Here is a 19,305-nt window from a genome sequence, read left to right on the forward strand (position 1 = left end):
TGCCCAGGAAAGCCTCATCTGCAGGGAGGACTGCTGCTCCGGTCATGTGATCGGAGCCTCGAACGCGGCTCGCCAGGTGCGCGCGCCAACGATCCCGTCGACCGCCAGACCCTTCTCTGCCTGGAACCGGCGGCACACGTCGGCTGATTGCGGGCCGTACTGCCCATCGACCGTGATGTCCCAGCCCCGACGCTCCATCTGCCGCTGCCAGTCCTCGACGTCGTCGCCGACGGTGAGCGGCGGATACGTCAGGAGTCGGCCGGGCCACCGTGGCGTGTGGCCGGTGACCGGTTTCGCATCCACGTCCGCCGGTCGCGTCCCGCCACGGGGTCGCGGCGCACCCTTCCTGATCCACGAGTACAGCGGGTCGCCGGGGCAGTCGGTGGAGTAGCCGTCTCGGTGACCCTTGATCTCCTTGCCCGCGCCGCCGTTAGCGCGTAGCCAATCGATCGCGTCCCAGATCGCGAGCAGCAGCTCGTCGGTGGGCTCGACCAACCCCGCGTTGCCGACCAGGGCGAGCACCGCGTAGTGGCCGGAGTTGAGGCCAGGCCCGTTCGCGGCCGGCAAGTGGTGGAGCCCGCGGCCGACGAAGACCTTCCGGTGCCAGCACGCGACGCACGTGTAGCCGAGGTCGATCCACCCGTTGCCGTCCATGTGGAAGTTCTGGAACGACTTCACCGCGCCGATGCACCGGTCGTGGTCGTCGAGCATCTTCGGGTCCACCCGGCCGCCGGTGTAATGGACTTTCACCCCGCGTGTGCTCATGAGCGTGCTGTAGGAACCGTGCGGCGCACGGGCACCCCATTCTGTCCGGGTGACGAGGTCGGCCATGGTCAGCCTCCTTTGAGGGCTGCGATTGCGGCGATGATGGCGGCGACGCCGGTGAGCACCGTGCCGACGCTGGCGATCGGCAGCGCGTAACGCCACTGCTCGATGGACCGGATGCGCTTCTCGTGGTCGTCCACGTCCTCGGTGACGTCCGCCTTCTCCAGCGCCCGGATGCGTGTCTCGTGGTCGTCGAGGCGGGTCCGGTCGGCCGTCGTCTGGGACACCAGGACATCGATCTTCGCTTCGATGCGTGCGAGGCTCACGTCCTCACCGCTCATGCTCTCCCCCGGGTTATGGCAGCGGCTCGACCAACAGCCACGAATCTTGAATGCTGTGCGTGCTCGTGGTGCCGGACGAGATGCGGCCCTGCAGCTTGAAGGTCGTCGAGCCTGCGGTGAGACCCTCGTAGATCTTGATCCGGGTGGCCGAGATCGGCGGCTGCGTCGGATCGGTTCCGGCGCCGTTGTTGTCGCCGGCCACGCTCGCCGAGCTGGTCACCGACGCGGCCTGGGTGTTCGCCCCGGACATGGCCACGGCCAGGCGCAACGTCGAGCCGCCCGTGTTGGAGTTGAAGCCGGTGAAGCCCCAGCTGACGCGGATCCGGCCGCTGTCGGGCACGGCGACCGTGACCGTGGGCTGGGACGTGAAGTCCAAGAAGCTGCCTGCGCTCGCGACGGTCCGCTGGCCACCTTCGTCGGCGGCGTACTGCCCACCCCGGGCGATGACCTCGTTGGACCGTACGCGCCGCTCCAACGCCGCCAGGCGCCGCAGCAGCGCCCGTGGATCCGCCGGATCCAGGACGTCCGTCACAGCCGTTCTCCGGGCTCAGCTGGCGGCGCTGGAATGTCCTCCGGCTCCGGAGGCGGCGGCGGCAGGTCCGGCACGGGCACGGCCACCACCGCCACCAGCTGCCCCTCCGGATGATGCTCCTGCACGAACCCCAGGTCCTCGTTCCACCAGGCAATCAGCGACCGGCCGAGCAGGTTCGCCGGGGCCAACTCCCACGGCGACATGCGCTCCTGCTCCAGCAGCCACGCTTCGGACTCGGCCACCGCCTCGGCGAGGATCTGCCGGGCGTACGCCAGCAGCCCACCCGGACTCGAATCGGCAGGCCCCTCCGGGGGCAGGTACACGAACCCCTGGTCGGGGATCCACCGCAGCACCGCGCCTCCTAGATCTCGTACGCGCCAGTCAGAACGAGCTGGTCGCCGGCCGCCCACGCGAACGGCACCGCCGACCCGACGATGTTGTTGCTGATCCCCATCCGTTCGATGCCGTTCGCTGTGGTCAAGAACGCCGTCATCGGCCACCGCACGGTGCCGCCGGCGTTCGCAACGAACCCCTGCATCCCCTGGATGAACGCGGGCTGCGCGTCGGTCGGCAGCGAGAACGACCAGGCGCCCGATCCGACGTTCGTGCCCGATCCGATCTGCAGCCGCAGCCGCAGATACACCGTCTTCCCAGCAGGGAGGTACGCCCCGACCAAGGTGCCGTTGCCGAGGACAGGCGCTGTGGTGGACGCGCTCCACGCGGGGGCGTAGTACGTCCACGGGGAATACAGGTCCGACCAGCGGTCTGATACCTCCCTCTTCCAGAACGCCCGGTTGATGAAGTCCCCGTTGGACGGTGCGACGGGTGCGGCCATGGCTCCCCTAGCTGATCTCGAACGTGCCGGCCAGTAGCAACTGGTCGGACACCGCCCACGTCATCGGAATCAGCCCGGACACCCCAAGCGACCCATCGACCGCGATCCGCTCCACCCCGGTCGCGGCGGCAATGTAGGCGGTGCACGCCCATCGGTTGGTGCTGGAGGCGTCCAGGATGTGTCCACTGATCGCCTGGATCGTCACCGGCGCCAGGCCCGGCGGCAGGCTGAACGACCACTGGCCGCTGCCGTACGTCGTGGTCGACCCCGCCGCCAATCGGATTCGGATCGACGCGGTCTTGGCAGTGTCCGCCCGCTTGTACGCCGCCGTGATCGTCCCGTTCCCCAGGGACGGGTTGCTCGTGGACCCTGTCCACGTCGGCGTGTAGGAGGTCCACCCGGCGTACAGGTCCGTCCACCTGTTGGTGATCTCCTGGGCCCAGAACGTGGCGTCGATGAACTGCGCGGACGCCGGGCTCACTGGTGCGGCCATCGGATCCCCCTACGACGCCTCATACACACCCGCGATGATGATTTGATGACCGCTGCCCCACTCGAAGGGGACGTCGACCGTCGCCCCCAGGTTGGTGCGGATGCCGCCGGACCCGTTGACCGGCATCCTGTAAACCCCGTTTCCGCTGGTGAGATAGCAGCCGATGGGGTAGCGCGCGGACGACGGGCCGATCGCCACACCCGGCGCGGCCTGGACCGCCGTCGGCGCGTAACCGACAGGGAGCGAGAAGCTCCACAATCCGTCGCCGAACGTCGTCGTGCTGCCGGCCTGGAACCTCAACCGAAAGAAGACCGTCTTGCCGACCGCGCGGTAGGCCCCGGTGAGGGTGCCGTTGCCGACACTGGGCTGGGTGGCGTTGCTGGTCGACCACGTCGGCGTGTAGGCAGTCCATCCGGCATACAGGTCCACCCACTTCTGGTAGACCTCGGCGTCCCAGAAGGTCTTGTCCTCCAGGAGGCCCGCCGCGGGAATCACCGGACCGGCCATGGCAGCCCCCTCACAGCCCGATCCGCGTGGTCACGCCCAGCTCGCTCCGGCCTGGCACCCCGAGCTGCCACACCTGCGAGACCGCAGCCGGCGAAGTGTTGAACGTGATCCTGTGCTGCGTCAGCGAGATCGTCTCGCTGTAGCCCTCCACATGCAGGTCCATGGAGGACGTCGGCGACGGGGCCGGCAGCCCCGTCAGGGTGATGACATCGCTGATGTCGACGCCCAGGATCGACGCGTACTGGGCGCGCGTGTTGGCCATGAAGGTGACCTGCGTAATCCGAGGCGGCGGGTCCGCGCCCTTGTAGACGGCCCACTGCGCCGCCGCCAGTGCATCATCGTCGGTCGCCCACGGGCTGCTCTTGCTGTCGTCGTACGTGCCGTACTCGTCGATGCTCGCCGCGTTGGTCACCCGCTGGTCGGCGCCGCCGTCCCTGCGGTGCGTCACATCGTTCACGATCGGCTGGTCGTCATCCGACCACTTCAGGTCGTCCAAGAGGTCCGAGGCGACGAGCGTCACCGACGACGCCTCGTTGTACCGCCAGTTGCGGCACTCCAGCACGACCGTGTCGCCGAGCTCGCGGTCGGCGTACACCAGCCCGGCCTCGACCGCGGCAACGTCCCGAAGCGCCTGCAGGGGCGTGGACCCGCCCGCCACCTGCGGCGACATCTGCGTCGTGGACGACCCCCTGACCGCGCCCTCCAGGTGCAGCAGCCCATACACCCGCAGGAACCGCTGCGGCGTGGACTCGGTGGTGCCCGCCCCGGCCGAGTAGGCGTACGTCCAGTCCGGCATCGTGTTGCGCCGCATGTACCACACGTGGCTGATCACGCCGTCGAATAAGTTCGCCGACCCGTCCGGCGACTTGAAGCCGCCGACGACGATCCGGTCGTACAAGTCCGTCTGGACGATGCTGCCGTACCCGAAGCCTGTCGCGCCGGCCACGCCGTCGATGGTCGCGAAGACCCCGCCGTCCGACCTGATCTGCAGCGCGACCAAGTGGTCCTTGCCGTCCGCGAGGTTAAACCCGGCGGGGAACTGAGTCAGGTTGAACACCCCGATGGAGAAGTCGTCGCCGAGGAACACGCCCACCTGCAGGAATCCTGCGGGGGTCACATCAAGCACGACGGCCGCCCCGCCGAGCCCGGTGAACCTGTTGCACACCTGCAAGAAGTCCCTGCCGCCGACGGTGGTGTTGATCCAGCAGGCCACCACGATGCCGCCGGTGGCCGAAGCTAGGTTCGCACGCAGGCCCTTGCCCTGAGTGAAGCTGTACGGGGTGAAGCGCGGCGCGGGGATATCGTCCGTGCCCGGCCCATCAGCCGCCCCGAAATCCACCACGCCGCCCGCGCCGGCCACCTGGTAGGTCTTCAGGCTCTCCTGCGCGTAGCCGGACGTGTCACCAGCGGACGTGGAGTCGCTGTCGTCCCCGAGCGTCCAGTAGCCGTGCGGCCCCTGGAAGAGCATCTCCTCCTCGAGGAGCGACCGCATGGGGTTGAGCCTGCCGAGACGCTTCAGCAGATCCGACGCCGTCACGTCCGACAGGGCCAGGCCCGGGCCGTCGAGCCAGGCGACCGGCCACTCGTTCACGGTGCCGATGAACCGGGTGGAGATCGCGGCGTCGGTGCTGCTGTAGGCGCTCGCCGATCCGCCCCGCTCCACCTGGACGGCGTCCACCCAGACCTGTTGGCCCGATGTGGGGGAGGTCGACGGGGTGATCTGGAGGACCTGCCAGGTGTCGGTCGCCGTCCAGGTGAAGGTGATGCGCTGGAAGGCGTTCGTCGTGCTCGACGCGGTGCCGGTGCCGACGCCGGAGACGCCGAGCCGTACGGCCGGCGACCCGCCCGAGGGCACCCAGACGTACGCGCTGGCCGTGTAGACCTCACCGATCTCGAACCCGTACACCGTGACCTGCGCGGCCGGGCCCGTCCCGCCGGTGCCCCAGGTGACGAGCAGGCTCGCGCTGCCGACCTGCCCCCGGGTGGTCGAGCGGGCCAAGGATGGAGCCACCGTCCCGGCGGCCGACCAGTCGTTGATGTTCGTCTCAAACCCCGAGTTGGTGACCATGTTCTTCGTCCAGGTCACCAGGCGGCACCGGATCGGCCGGTTCTTCCGCACGTTCGGCCAATACGCCCCCGTTGCCAGGCCGGGGGTGAAGCGCCCGTCGGGGTTGTGGAACGTCAGCGACATCGTGCCGGGCTGGATGTCGCCCTGCTCGTCTCCGCGGCCACGGGTGATCTGGATCCCGGACTCGTCGCGGACGTAGCGGGTGACGTCGGTCCAGGTGTTGGTGTTCGGCCAGTCCACCTCAACGATCGGGGCGTGCGGCACCGCTCACCTCCGGATCATGACGTTGGTGCTGGACCGGCCGTTGGCCCGCCACAGCTTGGTCAGGATCTGCTCGATCTGCCGAGCGGTGGACAGCGGATCGATAGCGCCCTGGACCACGATGTGGTTGACCACGCCGCCCATGCCGAAGTCGCCGGCCATCTTCGCCACCAAGCCCATCGCCCGGCCACGGTAGGCCGGGTCGTACGGCACGTAGCCCTCGGGGTACTTGCCCTCGCCGAACAGCACGGTCGGTCGGGTGGCGACGCCTGGGCCGGGCCGCAGCCCGCCCGAGGCGTACCGCATGATGCCGCCGGCCTCGAAGAGGTGCCCGACGGCGTTGGCGGCGGCGAGCTCGTCTTCGCTCAGGCCGGTGTACTGCATCATCGCGGGCACCGACTTGGCGCCGTGCTTCAGCGCATCCTTGATCTTCAAGATGTTCGGGAGCTGCTCCAGCTGCGCCTGCTGCGCGCTGGCCTTCGTCACCTGCGCGTTGAGGGCCTTCAGCTTGGACTTGCTGAGCTTGACCGCCTCGGCGGCGATCTTCTCGGCGTCCGGGCCGCCCATGTTCAGCAGCTGCTGCGCCAGGTCGTAAAACCCCATGTCAGCGAGCTTCTGGATGTTCTTGATGAACGCGCCGGTGTTCTTGATGCCGAGCGCGAGCCCGGCGGTGAGCCGCTGAACCGGGGTCAGCTTGGTCTTCTTGTAGTTGGCCTCGGTCGTGCGCAGCTTGTCGGTCGCCGCCGCGAGGTCTCTGCGCTCCTTACGGACGCGGGCCTCGTCGTCAGCGATCGTCCGCGCGCTGCGGTGGTGCCGGCGGTCGTCGGCCAGTTTCCGCTCCGCCCGCCGCAGCTGGTCGATCGCGTCCTTGCGAGCGTTCGTCGCCTTCTTGAGGTCGTCCTTCGTCGCCGTCTTGCCCATGTACCGGTCGATGAACCCGCTCAGCGGCACGTCCACGGCGTCCACGGCGCCGCCGCTGGCGTAACCCCGCACGTACCCGCCGTCGGCGTATCCGACCAGGCCGCCAGCGGCGAACCGGCCCGCGTTGATGGCCTCCAGCAGGTCCCGGTGCCGCGAGGTCGCCGCGGCGTTTACGACGAACTCGCCGTTGGACGCCAGGATGGGCACCCGGTCGTCGCGCGGCCCGCCGGGCCCGGTCACCAGGCCGCCGTCGGCGTGCAGCGCCCGGCCGGCCCCCGGCGCGGAACTGGAGAAGTCCCCGATGCGGACGGCGGTGATGGTGACGGTCTTGTTGTGGATCGCGAGCAGACGACGCCGGAGGTCCTCGAACGCGGCCTGCGCCTGGCCCGTGTTCGCCGTGATGTCGACCTTCTTGCTGTGCAGGCCGTTGATTTTGTTGATGAGGCCCTGCGTCTTCACCCCGGCGTCGGCCGCCTGCTTGCCACTGATGCCGAATGAGTGGGCCAGCGCGGCCACCTGATCCTGAGCTGTGGCGTTCTTCCCGGCCAGCGCAGCCAGGCCGGGGAGCTGCTTCAGGAACGACTCGCGGGCGCTGTCGCTGGTGCGGGACACCGTGCCCTGCGCGGTCGCCACGTTGACCACCGAGTGGAGTAGGGCGGCGAACTTGTCGCGGGCATCAAGCGCCGCCTCGCCGTTCAGGCCGAGCGACCCGCCGGACTTGTGGATGGCCTCGCGGGCGTCGGCGAAGGCGCGCTTGAGGTCGGTCTGGGCCTCGAACAGGTCGATGCTCGGGGCGAAGACGTCCTTCAGTGCGGCCTTCAGGTCCTCCAGCTCATCGGTTGACTCCTGCGCGGCGCCGCCGACCTGGCGGATCGCCTCGGCCGTGGGAGCCGCGCCGCCCTGCGATTCCTTCATCGCCTCGTTGGTGCGCTTCCACTGCTCTTGGGACTCGCGCAGGTCGCTGTTCTGCCCGTCCAAGGCCGAGCGGACGGTGTTGGCATTGATCGCGTAGCCGTTCTGCGCGTCGATACCGCTGTCATACTGCCGGTCGAGCTCAATCGCCCGGTCGCGGGCCGCCTTCATCCCGGTGCTGATCCGCGACAGCGCGTCAGGCATGCCGAGCGCGGCGTCCGTCACGTCGCTCATGCTCAACCCGAGCCGCTGGGCGGCCTTGAGGACGCCGTCCGACTCCAGCCGGTTAACGACCATGGCCCGGGTGGAGTCGGTGAACGCGCCGGTCTCAGCGTTGAGGGTGTTGGCGAGCTCCTGCACGCGCTGCTGTGCCTCGGCGTGCTTGACGGCGAAGTAGCCCAGGCCGACAACGGCCGCGCCGACCGCGATGCCCCACGGCCCGCTCAGGAACGAGCCGACCGCGCCGAGGGCCGATCCGAACTTCTGCGCCCGCGGCCCCATGTCCGCGAGGGCGGCCTTGTATTCGGCGATCTTCGGAACGCCGAGCAGGAACGCGCCGGACACGGTGGAGATGACACCGGCCAGGCCGCCCGCGACGGTCACGGTGGTCTGGAGCGGCTGAGGGAGCTCGTTGAAGATGTCCACGGCCCCTCCCGCAGCCTTGACGAGCACGCGCAGCGCGTCGGCGGCGCCGGACCCGGACTGAATCAGCGCGGTCTCCAAGGACCCCTGGAGCCGTTCCAAGTCGCCGGCGAGGTTGTCGGTGAGCTTCGCGGCCTGGCGAGACGCGGCGCCGGAGTCGTCGACGGCCCGGATGTAGCCGCGTAGGCCCTGCTCGCCGGTCGAGTAGAGCACGGTCGCCGCGCGGATCGCATCACTGCCGAAGATCGTGGCGAGCGCCGCCTGCCGCTGGGCGGGCGTCAACTGACCGAGGCCCTGGCGCAGCTGCCCGGCGACGGTCGTGATGCCGGCGAACTGCCCGCTGGCGTCGTACGCCTGGATACCCAGCTCGTCCATCAGGCCCGCCGCCACGCTCGTCGGCGCGGACAGCCGCTGGAGCATCGTCTTCAGCGAGGTGCCAGCGTCGGACCCGTTGAGCCCGGCCTTGCTGAAGGCCGTGAGGGTGCCGACGGTGTCTTCCAGGCTGAGGCCGGTCTGCGCGGCCACGAGCCCGGCCTGTTGCATGGACTCGGCCATGCTCTCGACGCTCGCCGAGCTGGCGTTCGCGCCGCTCGTCAGGACGTCGGCGATGTGCCCGACATCCTTCCCCTTGAGCTGGAAGATGGTCATCGCCTCGCCGGAGATGGCGGCCGCCTGCGCGAGGTCGAGCTGCCCCGCCGCCGCCAGGTCCAGGCTGCCCTTCAGCGCGCCGCCGAGGATGTCGGCCGTGGAGATGCCGACCTTCGCCAGCTCCGTCTCCGCCTGCGCCGCCTCGCTCGCGGAGAACGCCGTGCTGGCCCCGGCCCGGATCGCGGCATCCCGCAGGGCGTCGAACTCGGCCCCGGCCGCGCCGGAGGCGGCGGCCACCCCGGACATGGCCTTCTCGAAGTCGGCGGCGGTCTTGATGGCCACACCGAACCCGGCCAGGAGGCCGGCACCGACGCCGACGGCGACCTGCCCGAAGGATGTCATCGCCTCGTGCCGCTTGCGCTCCAGCTTCTCCAGCTCGCGCTCGAAGACCTTTGCGCTCTCCTCAGCGCTCTTCATCCCCCGGTTGAAACCGGACGGGTCGGCGTCGATGTTGACCCGCAGGTCACGACTCGGCACGCACGACCTCCCTCGGTCTCAACACAGGGAACACGCCCTTGCCGTCCTCAGGCGTGATCGATGAATGCACTTCCTCGAGCACTTCGCAGCCGCGGCAGCGATACTTGTCACCGCGGTAGGCGTGCCGGTCACCGCCGACCCGCTCATCCCACTCAGCCGCCCTGGTGCCGCAGTTCGGGCACTCCTGATGCTTCCTGGCCCGGTACGCCAGCGCCTTGTCCCGGTCGTCGGCCGACCACGACAGGAACTCCGAGTGGCGGATGCCGTACAGCTCGCAGATCTCCAGCTCGGCGATCAGCTGGGGGTCGAGGTCCAGCCTTTTGGGAGGCCGGGATCAGGGACCCGCAGGTTGATGGCCAGCGCGAGGTTGTATGCCTCGACTCGCTCACCATGGGACAGCTGCGTGTCCAAGCACAGCACCCACTCGTCCCGCTCCAGCTCGCCCTGCACGCACGCCAGGAACAGCGCGCGGGGAAACCCCGGCCCCCACGCCTGATCATCAGCGACGGCCGGATGCTCCTTCAGCAGCGCCTCGTACCCGGGCGCGTCCAGCGCCACGAGCTCGACTGGCTCGAAGCACTCCGCCAAGGCCTGGCGGGCGGCGGCGAGACGAGCGTCGGCGGCGGCCAGCTCCGCCGATCCGGGCTCGGCGCTGATCGCCGTGATGCGCTGCTCGTCCTCGGCCCGCGCCAGCTCGCCGCGGGCCGCCTCCACCACCGGCAGGTCGGCGATCCGCAGCGGCCAGACCGTCGAGGGCCTGGACCGCTGCTTCAACCGGTCACGAAGGCTCATGCCGGGATCGTGACGTTCTCGGCCGGCTGGCTCGTGATGGCGAACTGGTGGACGATCCTGGCCACCTCGTCACCCACCGAGCGGGGCTTGCTCACCGACGACACCGTGACCGGGAAGACGTCCATGGGCTGCCCGGCCACGTCGCCGCCGTCCATCCACGCCACGAACCCGGTCGCGTCGCGCGGCATCAACTGCCGGGAGTCGATGCCGTTCTTGCTCGCGTACGTCGTCAACGAGGAGTCATCCGCGCTGATCCGGCCCGCGACCTTGCCTGTGAACCGCGACCCCATGTCCGGGGCGTCCGACTGGTTCGACGTCGTCTGCCAGCCGGAGTTGTCCGCGATCTCACGCGACAGGTCCGTGCCCGCGTTGATCTCTGCCCGGGTCGGGGCGCTCTTGTTCGCGACCGACGGAAGCCAGAGGACGACCGTCACCCCGGGGTTGATGTACCGCGTGCTCGCGGTGATCGGCGTCGCCGCCACGATCAGTCACCGTCCTTCGTGCTCGCGCGCCGACCCTTCGGCGTCTCCTTCGAACTGTCCGGCTGGGCGTCCTTGCCGCCGTCGGCCGTCTCGCCCTTCTCGGCCGCGGCCTTCACCTCGGGGTCGTCCTCCGACCCCTTGACGACCCACCCGGCCGCCTGGTGAAACGGCAGAGACGAGTCCGGCACGTCCACCTCGGAACCCGGGATGTCCGGGTGTGTGATGGTCGCCATCACGACACCTGCGTCCGCACCACAGCCACCGTCACCGACGTGGCCGAGCTGTAGGTGACCGACGCCCGCCCCGTCGCCGGGTCCCGGTAGATGTCCCGCACCGGGATGACGAACTCCCCGGATGTGGCCGGCACGGTGAAGGTCCGCCCGCTGACCGTCTGGTCGCCGTCGTACTTCTGGGGGTAGGCCACGGTGACCGTGACCGACGATCCGGCGCCGTTCTTCACGATCAGGTTCACCCCGGCGCCGGTCTCGCAGGTGTCACCGCTGCCACCGGCAGCCACGAACAGGTTGTCGATCCGCAGTCCCGTATTCGGGACCACGGTCGTGGTCAATGCGGCCACGCCGCCCTCCTTAGCTCCATCCGTGGCGGAGCATCACGCGCTGCACCGCCTGGTCGATCTCCTTGGCCGCCGCGTCCGCCCGAGCTTCCGCGGCCGGGAACAGGTATGGGCGTGCCGCTTGGGACACCCATCGGCCGTGCTTGAAGGCGCCGGGCCGCTCCACCCCGAAGACCATGTGCCGGGAGCGCGGCCAGAACACCGGATGACGGAACGTGCCGGGTTGGCCAAGGTGCTCGTAGGGCCTGCCGTGGGGTGCCTTCGCGGCCGACACGACGACCGACGCCCCCGCCCCTCGGCCGGAGAGCCGCACGCTGACCCGCATCGCGCCCGGGATCCGAGACGACCACGACGCCCGCCCTCGCGCTTCCTCCAGCACGCTCCGTGCGGCTTTCCGTACGGCTGGGCGCAGCTCCCGCCGCAGATCCGGCGGGATCTTCCCGAACGACTCGATCAGGCGCCGGATCTCGCTCACCGCATCACCCCGCGAACGCGTCGATGCGGATGGCCAGCCGGACCTCCGCCAGCGCGCCGTCCTCGGTCTGCTCCGCCGTGACTGTCAGCACCGCCAGCTGGGCCGACATCACCAGCCCGTCCAGCGTCGGATCGCGCCGCAGCTCACCGCGCAGCGCCTCGATGAGCTTGAAGACCTGGGTGCGTACGGCCTGGGCGTCGGTCTCGCCCCGCAGCGACGACGCCAGGCAGTACACGTCGTACCGCTCTCGGTCCGGCGTGAACGCCAGCTGCTCGCGGTCGAGGGCGGCCTCCACCACGGCCTCGCCCGGCTCGCCGGTGAAGCCGATCGCGATGAAGTCCGGCTGCGTGCCGCTGACGGGCTGTCCGTCGATGACCTCCACGCCGTCGTCCACTGCCAGGCGGGCGACGGCGACGAGCCGGTCGAGCACGGCCGGGATGGTCGACGCCATCACGCGATCCCCGAGACCTGGTCGCCGAGCAGCTCCAGCGCACGGCGCGGCAGCGTGAACCCCATCCCCGGCGTCCACTGCTCCTCACCGCCGCCGCCGAACCGGGCATCCCGGCTCGTGCCGCGCTGCGTCTTCCACATGTGCTGAAGGACGATCAGCGCGGCCAGCTTCACGTTCGCCGGGACCTCCGCCATCCCCGCCGTGTAGACGACCGTGATCCGGCCGTCCTCCCAGACCCACTCACGGCCGCCGGACAACCTGGTGAGCACCCCGGCGTCGCCGTCCAGCTCGTAGCCGTCCACGCCCAGCACGGCGCCGCCTGGCAGCGTCACCGACGTCACCGACTGCACCGGCCGGTGCCGCAGCGCGATCCCGGGTCGCCAGCCGTCGTGCCGCTCGGTGTAGCTGGCGGGCAGCACCGAGCCGACGATCCGCTCGATCGGCGCCGTGATCCCCTCGACCATCCGGAGGATCTCGGCGTCGTCCGTGCCCGAGCTGATGTTCAGGTGCGCCTTGGCCTCTTCCAAGCTGACCAGGGTGGCCATCAGGACTTCGGCTTGGCCTTGCTCGCCGCGGCCGTCTTGCCCTGGCCGCCCTCGGCGGTCTGCCGCTCACCGGCGGCCGTACGGCCCTGCGGCGGCTCCGCCGGAGCGTTCGGGTCGGCGTCCTGCGTCCCCTCGTACCCGTAGTGCTTGAGCTGCCCGTCCACCTGCGCCACCCGGTCGGTGTCGCCCTGGTTGGCGTAGACCGCCCGCTCCCGCTTCAGAGCGGCGATCATGTTCTCGTCTCTGGCCACCATGGTCTCCTCCTTCGTCACTCAGGGACGATCAGCAGCGAGGCCCTGAAGGTCACGCTGGGCGTCGTCCCGGCCACCGTCGCGGTGACCCGGACGTAGTTCTTCGTCACGGCCGCCGCGGCGACCGCGTTCCCGGCCGCCGTCAGTTGCGACGTCGAACTGCCAGGCACGGCCGACCACGACGACCCGTCGGCCGACTCCTCCAGAGAGCAGTTCAGCGTCGGGGTGCCGGAGACGGCGGTGACGTGGACCATGAGCCACACGTCCGCGGCCAAACCGGCGTTGGCCACCGGGCCGCTGGTGTAGGTGCCGGCGGCGCGCGCCGCCGATGGCAGCGCAGCGTCCCCGAGCACGTTCCGAAGCCCCACCCGTTGCTCCTTCCTGAGCCGGGCCAAGGGGCACCCCCTGGCCCGGCATCACGCCCTAGAAGGTCGGGGTCACCATGCCCGTGCCCGACACCTTGCCCATGCCGTTGGAGTACCGGCCGAAGGTGTACGCGAAGTACGAGTAGGCGACCAGGAGCACGCCCAGCGAGGCCGCGGCGGGCTGCTCGGCCCGGATGAACAGCGGCGCGTTCGGGTCCTCCCACAGGTGGCACTCGGCCTGCGGGACGACGTACAGCTCGTCCTCGTTGGTGCCGGCACCGACGTTCGTGGCGATGTTGTTGTCCACGATGACCTCCAGGCCGCACGGCAGTACACCGCGCGGGCCGGAGGCGTAGGAGCTGTTCGGGTTGGCCACGCCGCCCGCCTGCGTGGGGATTCCCGCCCAGTTGATCATCGGCCAGGTGCTGCTCATCTGGCTGGACAGCCAGTACCAGCGCCGCGAGTGCATGATGGCGTGCGACGGGCGGCCCATCGCCAGCAGTGCCGCCTCCACCCCGGCCGCCGCGCCCAGGATCTTCGGGTACAGCTCGGCACCCGTCGGGGACGCGTCGGTGTAGCTGGTGGCCGTCGCCACGTTCGTCAGGCCGGTCGTGGCCTGGTTGAGCAGCGTCGCGTCGAGGACCGTCGCGACCCGGTTGAAAAGATCCTGGAGCGTGACGTCCTCGATGCCGGTCCCGCGGTCGATCGCCTGCCGGGACACGGTCTGCTGGCCGGCCGCGGTCTGCACCGGGATGGTCAGCAGCGTGTCGTCCATGTTGGTCTCCTGCACCGCCGCGTTCTCGGCCGACTGCAGGGCCGCGCCGGAGGCGGTCGTGATGCGGGAGATGTTCACGCTCATGCCGCTCTCGGGGAGCGGGTGACGGTTACAGACGTCGGCGAAGGGCCGCAGGGCCGCGGTCGCCGGCGCGTACATCTCGGTCAAGTAGGCGGGCACCGTGAGGCCGGCGAAGGCGCCCGTGCCCACCGCGCGCTTGAAGTACTCCGACCGCTCGACCCGCTCCTCGGCCATGTGCCGCGCCAGCTTGTTGGACGCCTCCACGTCCTGGAACAGGAAGCTGCGCGCCACGTCGAGCAGGAATCCCTTGCCGTACGGGTCGGTGTCCGGCCGGTACGTGCGCTCCTCGCGGCCCACCTGGATCCGCTGATCCCGGCCCTGCGCGCGGACACCGGTCGGCTTGATCTCGCGCTGCTGCTCGTCGCGCTCCAGCTCCTCGGCCTTGACCTCCTGGGCCCGGGCCAGCTTCTCCTTCGCCCCGGCGATGTCGGCCTTGGCCTGCTCGCGGATCTTCTTGAGCTCCTCGACCCGCTCGGTCTCCTCCTCCGTGAGGTGGGACCGGCCCTCCTGCTGGGCCTTGGCGAGGATGAGCTCGCCCTCCTTCAGGGTCTTGGAGACGCGCTTCTGCGCGGCCTCCAGCTCGACCTCGATCGATGCGATCAGGTCGTCAATGGTTCCAGCCATGAGGCGAACCCTTCGTGTTGATTCCGGATGGAAAGGCCCTCACGCTGGGCGATCTGCCAGCCGATTCGGGGCTGCCGCCGGGCGATCTGCCGGACAGCGGGGGTGGTGCAGGGCGGCCCCGGGCGTCTGCCGGGGGCGCCAGGTCAGAAGTCCTCGCGGGCCCTCTCCACGAGCAGCTGCGCCTGGAGCAGCGCGACAGAGGCGCCCTTCGGTTCCGGCGCGGGCGGCGGCGTGTGCCGCAGCGAGGCGGCCACGTCCAGGCGCTGCCCGAGCCGCTCGTACGCCTCCCGGGCGGCCAGCAGCGGCATCTGCGGGATCGCGTCGAGGAACTCCCCGGTCCGCGCCGAGATGCTCGTGTGCGGGTTCGCACCGTACGTCACCGGGCCGACGTCGCCGCGGTCCAGGTCGAACGCGTCGATCCGGTACTCGGTGTAGTCCGGCGACCAGTGCCCGCTGGTGATGCGGAACATGAACGACTGCTCGCGCACGTCGTCGTCCTCGATGGCCTGCATGAGCAGCTGCACATCGCTGCGCTTGGGGTTCAGGTACGCCCGCTCACCGAGGCCGGTCTCATCGGCCCACAGCTCCAACCTGCCGTTCCTGGTGCCCGCCATCGGCGTGCCGGCGTGGTTGAACCGGAACACCACCTCAGGGTTGGCCTCCAGCGTCTTGTCGGCCGCGCCGGCCGACACGACCTCCGTGTAGGGGCCATACCAGTCGTACATCTCGTACCCGCGCTCGAACACGCTGGCGTAGCCCTCGACCAGATACCACTGCTGGCCGTCGCGCTCGACCTTCTTGGCGCGCAGCGACGACGTGAACCGTAGGTCGGGCTGCTCGGGCCGGTCGCGCGGCAGCGCCATCTCGGTGGAGCGGGCCGCCTTGGCGCGCTCGGCCGCCGCGGTGGCGCGCAGCTGAGACAGGTCGGTCATGACGATCCTTTCGCTGTGGTCGCGGCCGGCTGCTTGTTGGGGCTGCCGAACACCCGGTCGAACTCGGCGTACTGCTCCTCGGTGAGCGGCGGCCGGTTCTCCAGCTCCCGCGCCTCCGATGGCGTGAGCATGCGGGCGTCGATCTGCGTCTTCAGCGTCTGCGCCCGCGCCTGGGGGTCCATCCGCAGCAGCGCGTCGGCGTTGAGCTTCACATACCGCGGCTTGGGGGTGAGCCGGTTCAGCGCCGTCTCCCGGCGCACGACGGTCGGCCCGAGGTGCAGCACGAGGAACTCAAGGTTCCGTTGCGTGATCGAGGCGTAGGTGATGCTGCCCGACGACACGGCGGCGTCGATTAGGTCACCCGGGCAGTCGAAGAACCGCGCGATGTCGTTGACGCCATACCGCTTGCCCTCGATCCAGTCGGCCCCGGCCTGCTCGGCCTGGAGCATGTGGTACTCCCAGTCCGACCCCGTGACGAACACGCCGCCGGTCTCCACCGACGCCCTGAAACGGCGCTTGGTCTCGTCGGCCTGCGCCGTCGTCAGGACCTTCTCGGTGTTCTTCAGGTGCGCGGCCGGGACGGCGCCGCCGGCGAACCAGTCCAGCGCGAAGTCCTGGATCGACAGGTACTCGCCGATCGACCATGCGGCGTACGCGACGGGAGACAGGCCTACCGGGAGGCCGGAGACCGTGTACTGCTTCTCGTGCCACACCTGGTCTGGGCTGTACTCGATCCCGCCGATGACGTACTTCAGCTCGCCCTTCCGGACCCGAACCACCACGTCGGACAGCGGCTGCAGCTCGATCCGCGCCGGCAGGCCCAGCCCGTCCCGCGCGGCGATCAGTCCGAACGTGTTGCCGCCCCGATCCAGGTCGAACTGCGTCGAGTACATCCACTCCAGCATGTCGACGCGTTCGCCGCCCGGGTTGATCAGCACCGGGGGCTTGGGCATCTCCACCTGCACGCCGCCCACCCTGCGGAACACGTCGATCGGCATCGTGCTGATGAGGTTCGCCCGCAGTCGCAGGCACGCCCACACCGCGCTGTGCCGCAACGCGGACTCCTGGGTCACGGTGACCGCGCCGCGGCGCGCCTCGGGCCGCGGCGGGATGTCCCCGGGGCCCTGCACCTTCGAGACCCGCGCGGCCCGCCGGGAGAACAGGCTCACGCCGCCCCCCGCCGCTCAGCCGCCGGGTCCGGACGGTCCTGCCGTGCCGCCCACCATGACCCAGCCAGGACCACCACACCGGCGGCGGCGAGTGCTCCCCAGCCGAGCAGCGGCAGCAGCGCCGCGGCGACCCCGGCCGCGACCAGCAGCAGCCCCAGCACGTCCAGCAGGTCCGTCACCAGCTCCCGCACGCCGCCGCCTCCTTCAGTACACCGAGTCGAGTGGGTCGTAGTCCCTGCTCACCTGCGGGCCGATGATCAGCAGCACCCACCGGGCGAGCGTCACCGAGAAGAACGGGCTCACGTCCACCAGCGAGCGGCGCCGGTCCAGCGCCCACGCGTCCCCGAATGGCCGCGTCCGCGCCCCGTTCACCGCGGCCGTCAGCTCCGCCTGGTCGCGGTGCACCACCGTGCCCTGGTTGATCGCATCGGCCATCTGGCCGCACGCCTCGACAATGTCGCCGGTACGCATCACGATCAGGTCGCCGCGCATCGGCCGGTCCTTGTCCTTTGGCGTCGTCACCCCGGCCGCCACCAGGTCATCGATCAGCGACCCTGCGGGGGAGCCGGTCGACGCCACCGCGACCGCGACCGGATCCCACAGCGCCCGCAGCCGCACGATCGCCGGGACCGCCCAGTCCGTGCCCGGGTGCCGGTCCACGACCTCCAGGTGCACACGGCCGTCGTCGCGCAGGGCCGCCAGCCCGATCGAGGACCACGCCCGGTCGTGCGCCACCTCGATCACGAACGCCAGCTCGCGCCCGGCCTGCGAGTCGGCGTCGGCCAGCCCCGCCCATGCCTTCACGGGGATGTTCGGGTCCTGCGGCGGCACCTGCTTGCGGGTCCGGTTCAGGTACGCCCGGTCGAACTCGGCCGGGTCGAGCTTGTCCAGCTCGGCGCGGATCGTGTCCTCGGTGACCGTGTGCCCCAGCGCGGGCAGGCAGGTGCGCCACGTCTCCGGGTCGTCCCGCGGCAGCTCGTCCGGGGCGAACCACTCGAAGTAGGCGATCCGCGAGTGCTCCCCGGTCTCCCACAGCCGCTCGACCAGCTCCCGGCCGGCGGCGCGCTTCTTGTTCAGCCACACCGACTTCTCGGTGCCGCCCGCGCTGGCCCACCACAGCTGGGCCATGTCCCGGGTCAGCATGGCCGGGGAGAAGGCCTGCTCCAGCCGGTCATCCTCGTGCGCGAACGCCTCATCGATCACGCCCAGGTCCAAGGGCGGGCCGTGCCCGGCTTTCTCGGTGTTCGCGGTGATGCCGAGCTTGGACCTGGTCTTGGACCAGATGATCGCCTCGTTGCCGTTCGACATCCGAGTCCGGTACTTCCCAGCAAGCGACGACTCGTCCAGCGTGACCAGGAACTCGTCCTCGAACCGCTCCCGCGCCATCCCGCGCGTCTGCGCCGCGTACACGACCCGCTGCCGATGCCAGGCCGCGATCCGGTGCACCATCAGGCCGAGGATCTGCTGCGTCTTGCCCTGCTGTCGCGGCACGCTCAGCCCGACCTCGCGGTAGGAGAACACACCCGTGTCCGGGTCGATCTCCAGCGCCACGTCGAGCACGTACTTCTGCCACGGCATCGGCGGGTAGCCGAGCCGCTCCATGACCTTCCACGCCTTCGGGCCGAGTGACGGCCGGTCCGGCCGGCGCGGCGTGCCCCACAGCGGCGGGCACTCCAGCCCGTACAGCTCGCGGCACTGCTCGGCGAACTCAGGTGGGATCTGCCAGGTCTCCGAGGTCGTCATCGTCCTCCTCGGGAGCCCTGGCCTCCATCAGCTGCGCGAGCGTGGCGCGCAGCTCGCGATTCAGCTGTGGCAGGAGCTTGCCGTCCTCGCCACCGCCGTTGTCGATCTCGCGAGCGAGCCGATAGGCCATCTGGGCCAGCGACGGCTCCAATCCCACCAGATCGCCCAGAGCCTCAATGTCGCTCTGTACGGCGGCGGTCACCGGCCCTCGCAGGGCCTCCTCAGGGAGCGTCGCCGGCTGACTGGCGTCCGGGGCCGCGAGCAGAAGCAGCGCCGGAGTGACCTCCAGGGCGGTCGCGATCGCGACCAGGTCGTCGACGTCGACTCGCCGCGCCCCCGACTCGATCTTGCTGAGCACCGAGGCGCTCATTACGCGGCCGGCCTCGGTGACCCGATCGGCGAGCTGTCCCTGATCCCACCCGCGGCCCCGGCGCAGGCGAGCGATGGCCTCGGCGACGTGCTCACCGATCTTGCCGATGTCCACGGGCCTGCTCGCCATGACCGCCTCCGTCTCGGCGCTCGCCATCATCGCCGATGTGATCATCGGCTTCAGGGGGAGAAAAATGGCAGCCTGGGCGCGGGTCAAGACAAGATCGTGATCAAAAAACTCTGACCTGCACAAACGCGAGAATGTCCGATTCTGG

The 19,305-nt window shown here is 70.0% G+C and carries 24 protein-coding genes; all 24 read right to left on the reverse strand.

Annotated elements, in window-relative coordinates; genetic code table 11:
* Window positions 1–42: 42 nt before the first annotated feature.
* The 24 genes from FLW16_RS12290 to FLW16_RS12405 all read right to left on the reverse strand — a co-directional run bounded on the left by FLW16_RS12290 (window position 43) and on the right by FLW16_RS12405 (window position 19,247).
* Entirely contained in the window at window positions 43–831 is a 789-nt protein-coding gene (locus FLW16_RS12290; protein ID WP_142560119.1) for an N-acetylmuramoyl-L-alanine amidase, read from the reverse strand.
* Between the two features lie 2 nt (window positions 832–833).
* Window positions 834–1,106: a hypothetical protein gene (locus FLW16_RS12295; protein WP_142560120.1), complete on the reverse strand. Its 273-nt coding sequence runs from the start codon at window positions 1,104–1,106 to the stop codon at window positions 834–836.
* A 13-nt stretch (window positions 1,107–1,119) separates the two neighbouring features.
* Window positions 1,120–1,638 (reverse strand): hypothetical protein, encoded by a 519-nt coding sequence (locus FLW16_RS12300; protein ID WP_142560121.1) that lies wholly within the window; start codon window positions 1,636–1,638, stop codon window positions 1,120–1,122.
* Window positions 1,635–1,991, reverse strand: coding sequence for a hypothetical protein (locus tag FLW16_RS12305; RefSeq protein ID WP_142560122.1), 357 nt, complete (start codon window positions 1,989–1,991; stop codon window positions 1,635–1,637). The genes FLW16_RS12300 and FLW16_RS12305 overlap by 4 nt, the downstream gene beginning before the upstream one ends.
* Before the next feature lie 8 nt (window positions 1,992–1,999).
* Window positions 2,000–2,473 carry a hypothetical protein gene (locus FLW16_RS12310; protein WP_142560123.1) on the reverse strand — a complete coding sequence of 158 codons (474 nt, stop codon included), beginning with the start codon at window positions 2,471–2,473 and terminating at the stop codon, window positions 2,000–2,002.
* 7 nt (window positions 2,474–2,480) lie between these two features.
* Entirely contained in the window at window positions 2,481–2,966 is a 486-nt protein-coding gene (locus FLW16_RS12315) for a hypothetical protein (protein WP_142560124.1), read from the reverse strand.
* A gap of 9 nt (window positions 2,967–2,975) precedes the next feature.
* On the reverse strand, window positions 2,976–3,473 hold the full coding sequence (locus FLW16_RS12320; RefSeq protein WP_142560125.1) for a hypothetical protein: 498 nt from the start codon (window positions 3,471–3,473) through the stop codon (window positions 2,976–2,978).
* Between the two features lie 10 nt (window positions 3,474–3,483).
* Complete coding sequence (locus tag FLW16_RS12325; protein WP_142560126.1) at window positions 3,484–5,805, reverse strand: carbohydrate binding domain-containing protein; 2,322 nt, start codon at window positions 5,803–5,805, stop codon at window positions 3,484–3,486.
* A gap of 3 nt (window positions 5,806–5,808) precedes the next feature.
* Window positions 5,809–9,402, reverse strand: coding sequence for a phage tail tape measure protein (locus FLW16_RS12330; protein ID WP_142560127.1), 3,594 nt, complete (start codon window positions 9,400–9,402; stop codon window positions 5,809–5,811).
* Window positions 9,403–9,696: 294 nt separating this feature from the next.
* The gene (locus tag FLW16_RS12335; RefSeq protein ID WP_142560128.1) at window positions 9,697–10,194 is read right to left on the reverse strand and encodes a hypothetical protein; all 498 of its coding nucleotides are present in this window, start codon (window positions 10,192–10,194) and stop codon (window positions 9,697–9,699) included.
* Window positions 10,191–10,676 (reverse strand): hypothetical protein, encoded by a 486-nt coding sequence (locus FLW16_RS12340; RefSeq protein ID WP_142560129.1) that lies wholly within the window; start codon window positions 10,674–10,676, stop codon window positions 10,191–10,193. The genes FLW16_RS12335 and FLW16_RS12340 overlap by 4 nt, the downstream gene beginning before the upstream one ends.
* A gap of 2 nt (window positions 10,677–10,678) precedes the next feature.
* Window positions 10,679–10,909: a hypothetical protein gene (locus FLW16_RS12345; protein WP_142560130.1), complete on the reverse strand. Its 231-nt coding sequence runs from the start codon at window positions 10,907–10,909 to the stop codon at window positions 10,679–10,681.
* Window positions 10,909–11,253 carry a hypothetical protein gene (locus FLW16_RS12350; RefSeq protein ID WP_142560131.1) on the reverse strand — a complete coding sequence of 115 codons (345 nt, stop codon included), beginning with the start codon at window positions 11,251–11,253 and terminating at the stop codon, window positions 10,909–10,911. The genes FLW16_RS12345 and FLW16_RS12350 overlap by 1 nt, the downstream gene beginning before the upstream one ends.
* 10 nt (window positions 11,254–11,263) lie before the next feature.
* Window positions 11,264–11,725, reverse strand: coding sequence for an HK97 gp10 family phage protein (locus tag FLW16_RS12355; RefSeq protein ID WP_142560132.1), 462 nt, complete (start codon window positions 11,723–11,725; stop codon window positions 11,264–11,266).
* 4 nt (window positions 11,726–11,729) lie between these two features.
* Window positions 11,730–12,176 carry a hypothetical protein gene (locus FLW16_RS12360; RefSeq protein WP_142560133.1) on the reverse strand — a complete coding sequence of 149 codons (447 nt, stop codon included), beginning with the start codon at window positions 12,174–12,176 and terminating at the stop codon, window positions 11,730–11,732.
* Window positions 12,176–12,721, reverse strand: a complete 546-nt coding sequence (locus FLW16_RS12365) for a hypothetical protein (protein WP_142560134.1) — start codon at window positions 12,719–12,721, stop codon at window positions 12,176–12,178. The genes FLW16_RS12360 and FLW16_RS12365 overlap by 1 nt, the downstream gene beginning before the upstream one ends.
* Window positions 12,721–12,993, reverse strand: a complete 273-nt coding sequence (locus FLW16_RS12370; RefSeq protein ID WP_185949378.1) for a hypothetical protein — start codon at window positions 12,991–12,993, stop codon at window positions 12,721–12,723. Before FLW16_RS12370 ends, FLW16_RS12365 begins: the two co-directional genes overlap by 1 nt.
* Window positions 12,990–13,340: a hypothetical protein gene (locus tag FLW16_RS12375; RefSeq protein ID WP_142560136.1), complete on the reverse strand. Its 351-nt coding sequence runs from the start codon at window positions 13,338–13,340 to the stop codon at window positions 12,990–12,992. Before FLW16_RS12375 ends, FLW16_RS12370 begins: the two co-directional genes overlap by 4 nt.
* Window positions 13,341–13,395: 55 nt before the next feature.
* On the reverse strand, window positions 13,396–14,817 hold the full coding sequence (locus FLW16_RS12380) for a phage major capsid protein (protein ID WP_142560137.1): 1,422 nt from the start codon (window positions 14,815–14,817) through the stop codon (window positions 13,396–13,398).
* 143 nt (window positions 14,818–14,960) lie between these two features.
* Window positions 14,961–15,749: an HK97 family phage prohead protease gene (locus FLW16_RS12385; RefSeq protein WP_142560138.1), complete on the reverse strand. Its 789-nt coding sequence runs from the start codon at window positions 15,747–15,749 to the stop codon at window positions 14,961–14,963.
* Window positions 15,746–16,918 (reverse strand): phage portal protein, encoded by a 1,173-nt coding sequence (locus FLW16_RS12390; protein WP_142560139.1) that lies wholly within the window; start codon window positions 16,916–16,918, stop codon window positions 15,746–15,748. The genes FLW16_RS12385 and FLW16_RS12390 overlap by 4 nt, the downstream gene beginning before the upstream one ends.
* Window positions 16,915–17,109 carry a hypothetical protein gene (locus tag FLW16_RS12395; RefSeq protein WP_142560140.1) on the reverse strand — a complete coding sequence of 65 codons (195 nt, stop codon included), beginning with the start codon at window positions 17,107–17,109 and terminating at the stop codon, window positions 16,915–16,917. Before FLW16_RS12395 ends, FLW16_RS12390 begins: the two co-directional genes overlap by 4 nt.
* Before the next feature lie 13 nt (window positions 17,110–17,122).
* A complete protein-coding gene (locus FLW16_RS12400) occupies window positions 17,123–18,661 on the reverse strand; it encodes a terminase large subunit domain-containing protein (protein WP_142560141.1) in 1,539 nt (512 codons plus the stop codon).
* Complete coding sequence (locus tag FLW16_RS12405; protein WP_221891032.1) at window positions 18,627–19,247, reverse strand: helix-turn-helix domain-containing protein; 621 nt, start codon at window positions 19,245–19,247, stop codon at window positions 18,627–18,629. The genes FLW16_RS12400 and FLW16_RS12405 overlap by 35 nt, the downstream gene beginning before the upstream one ends.
* Window positions 19,248–19,305 lie beyond the last annotated feature (58 nt).

The organism is Microbispora sp. KK1-11, assembly GCF_006874435.1.
GTDB classification, from domain to species: domain Bacteria; phylum Actinomycetota; class Actinomycetes; order Streptosporangiales; family Streptosporangiaceae; genus Microbispora; species Microbispora catharanthi.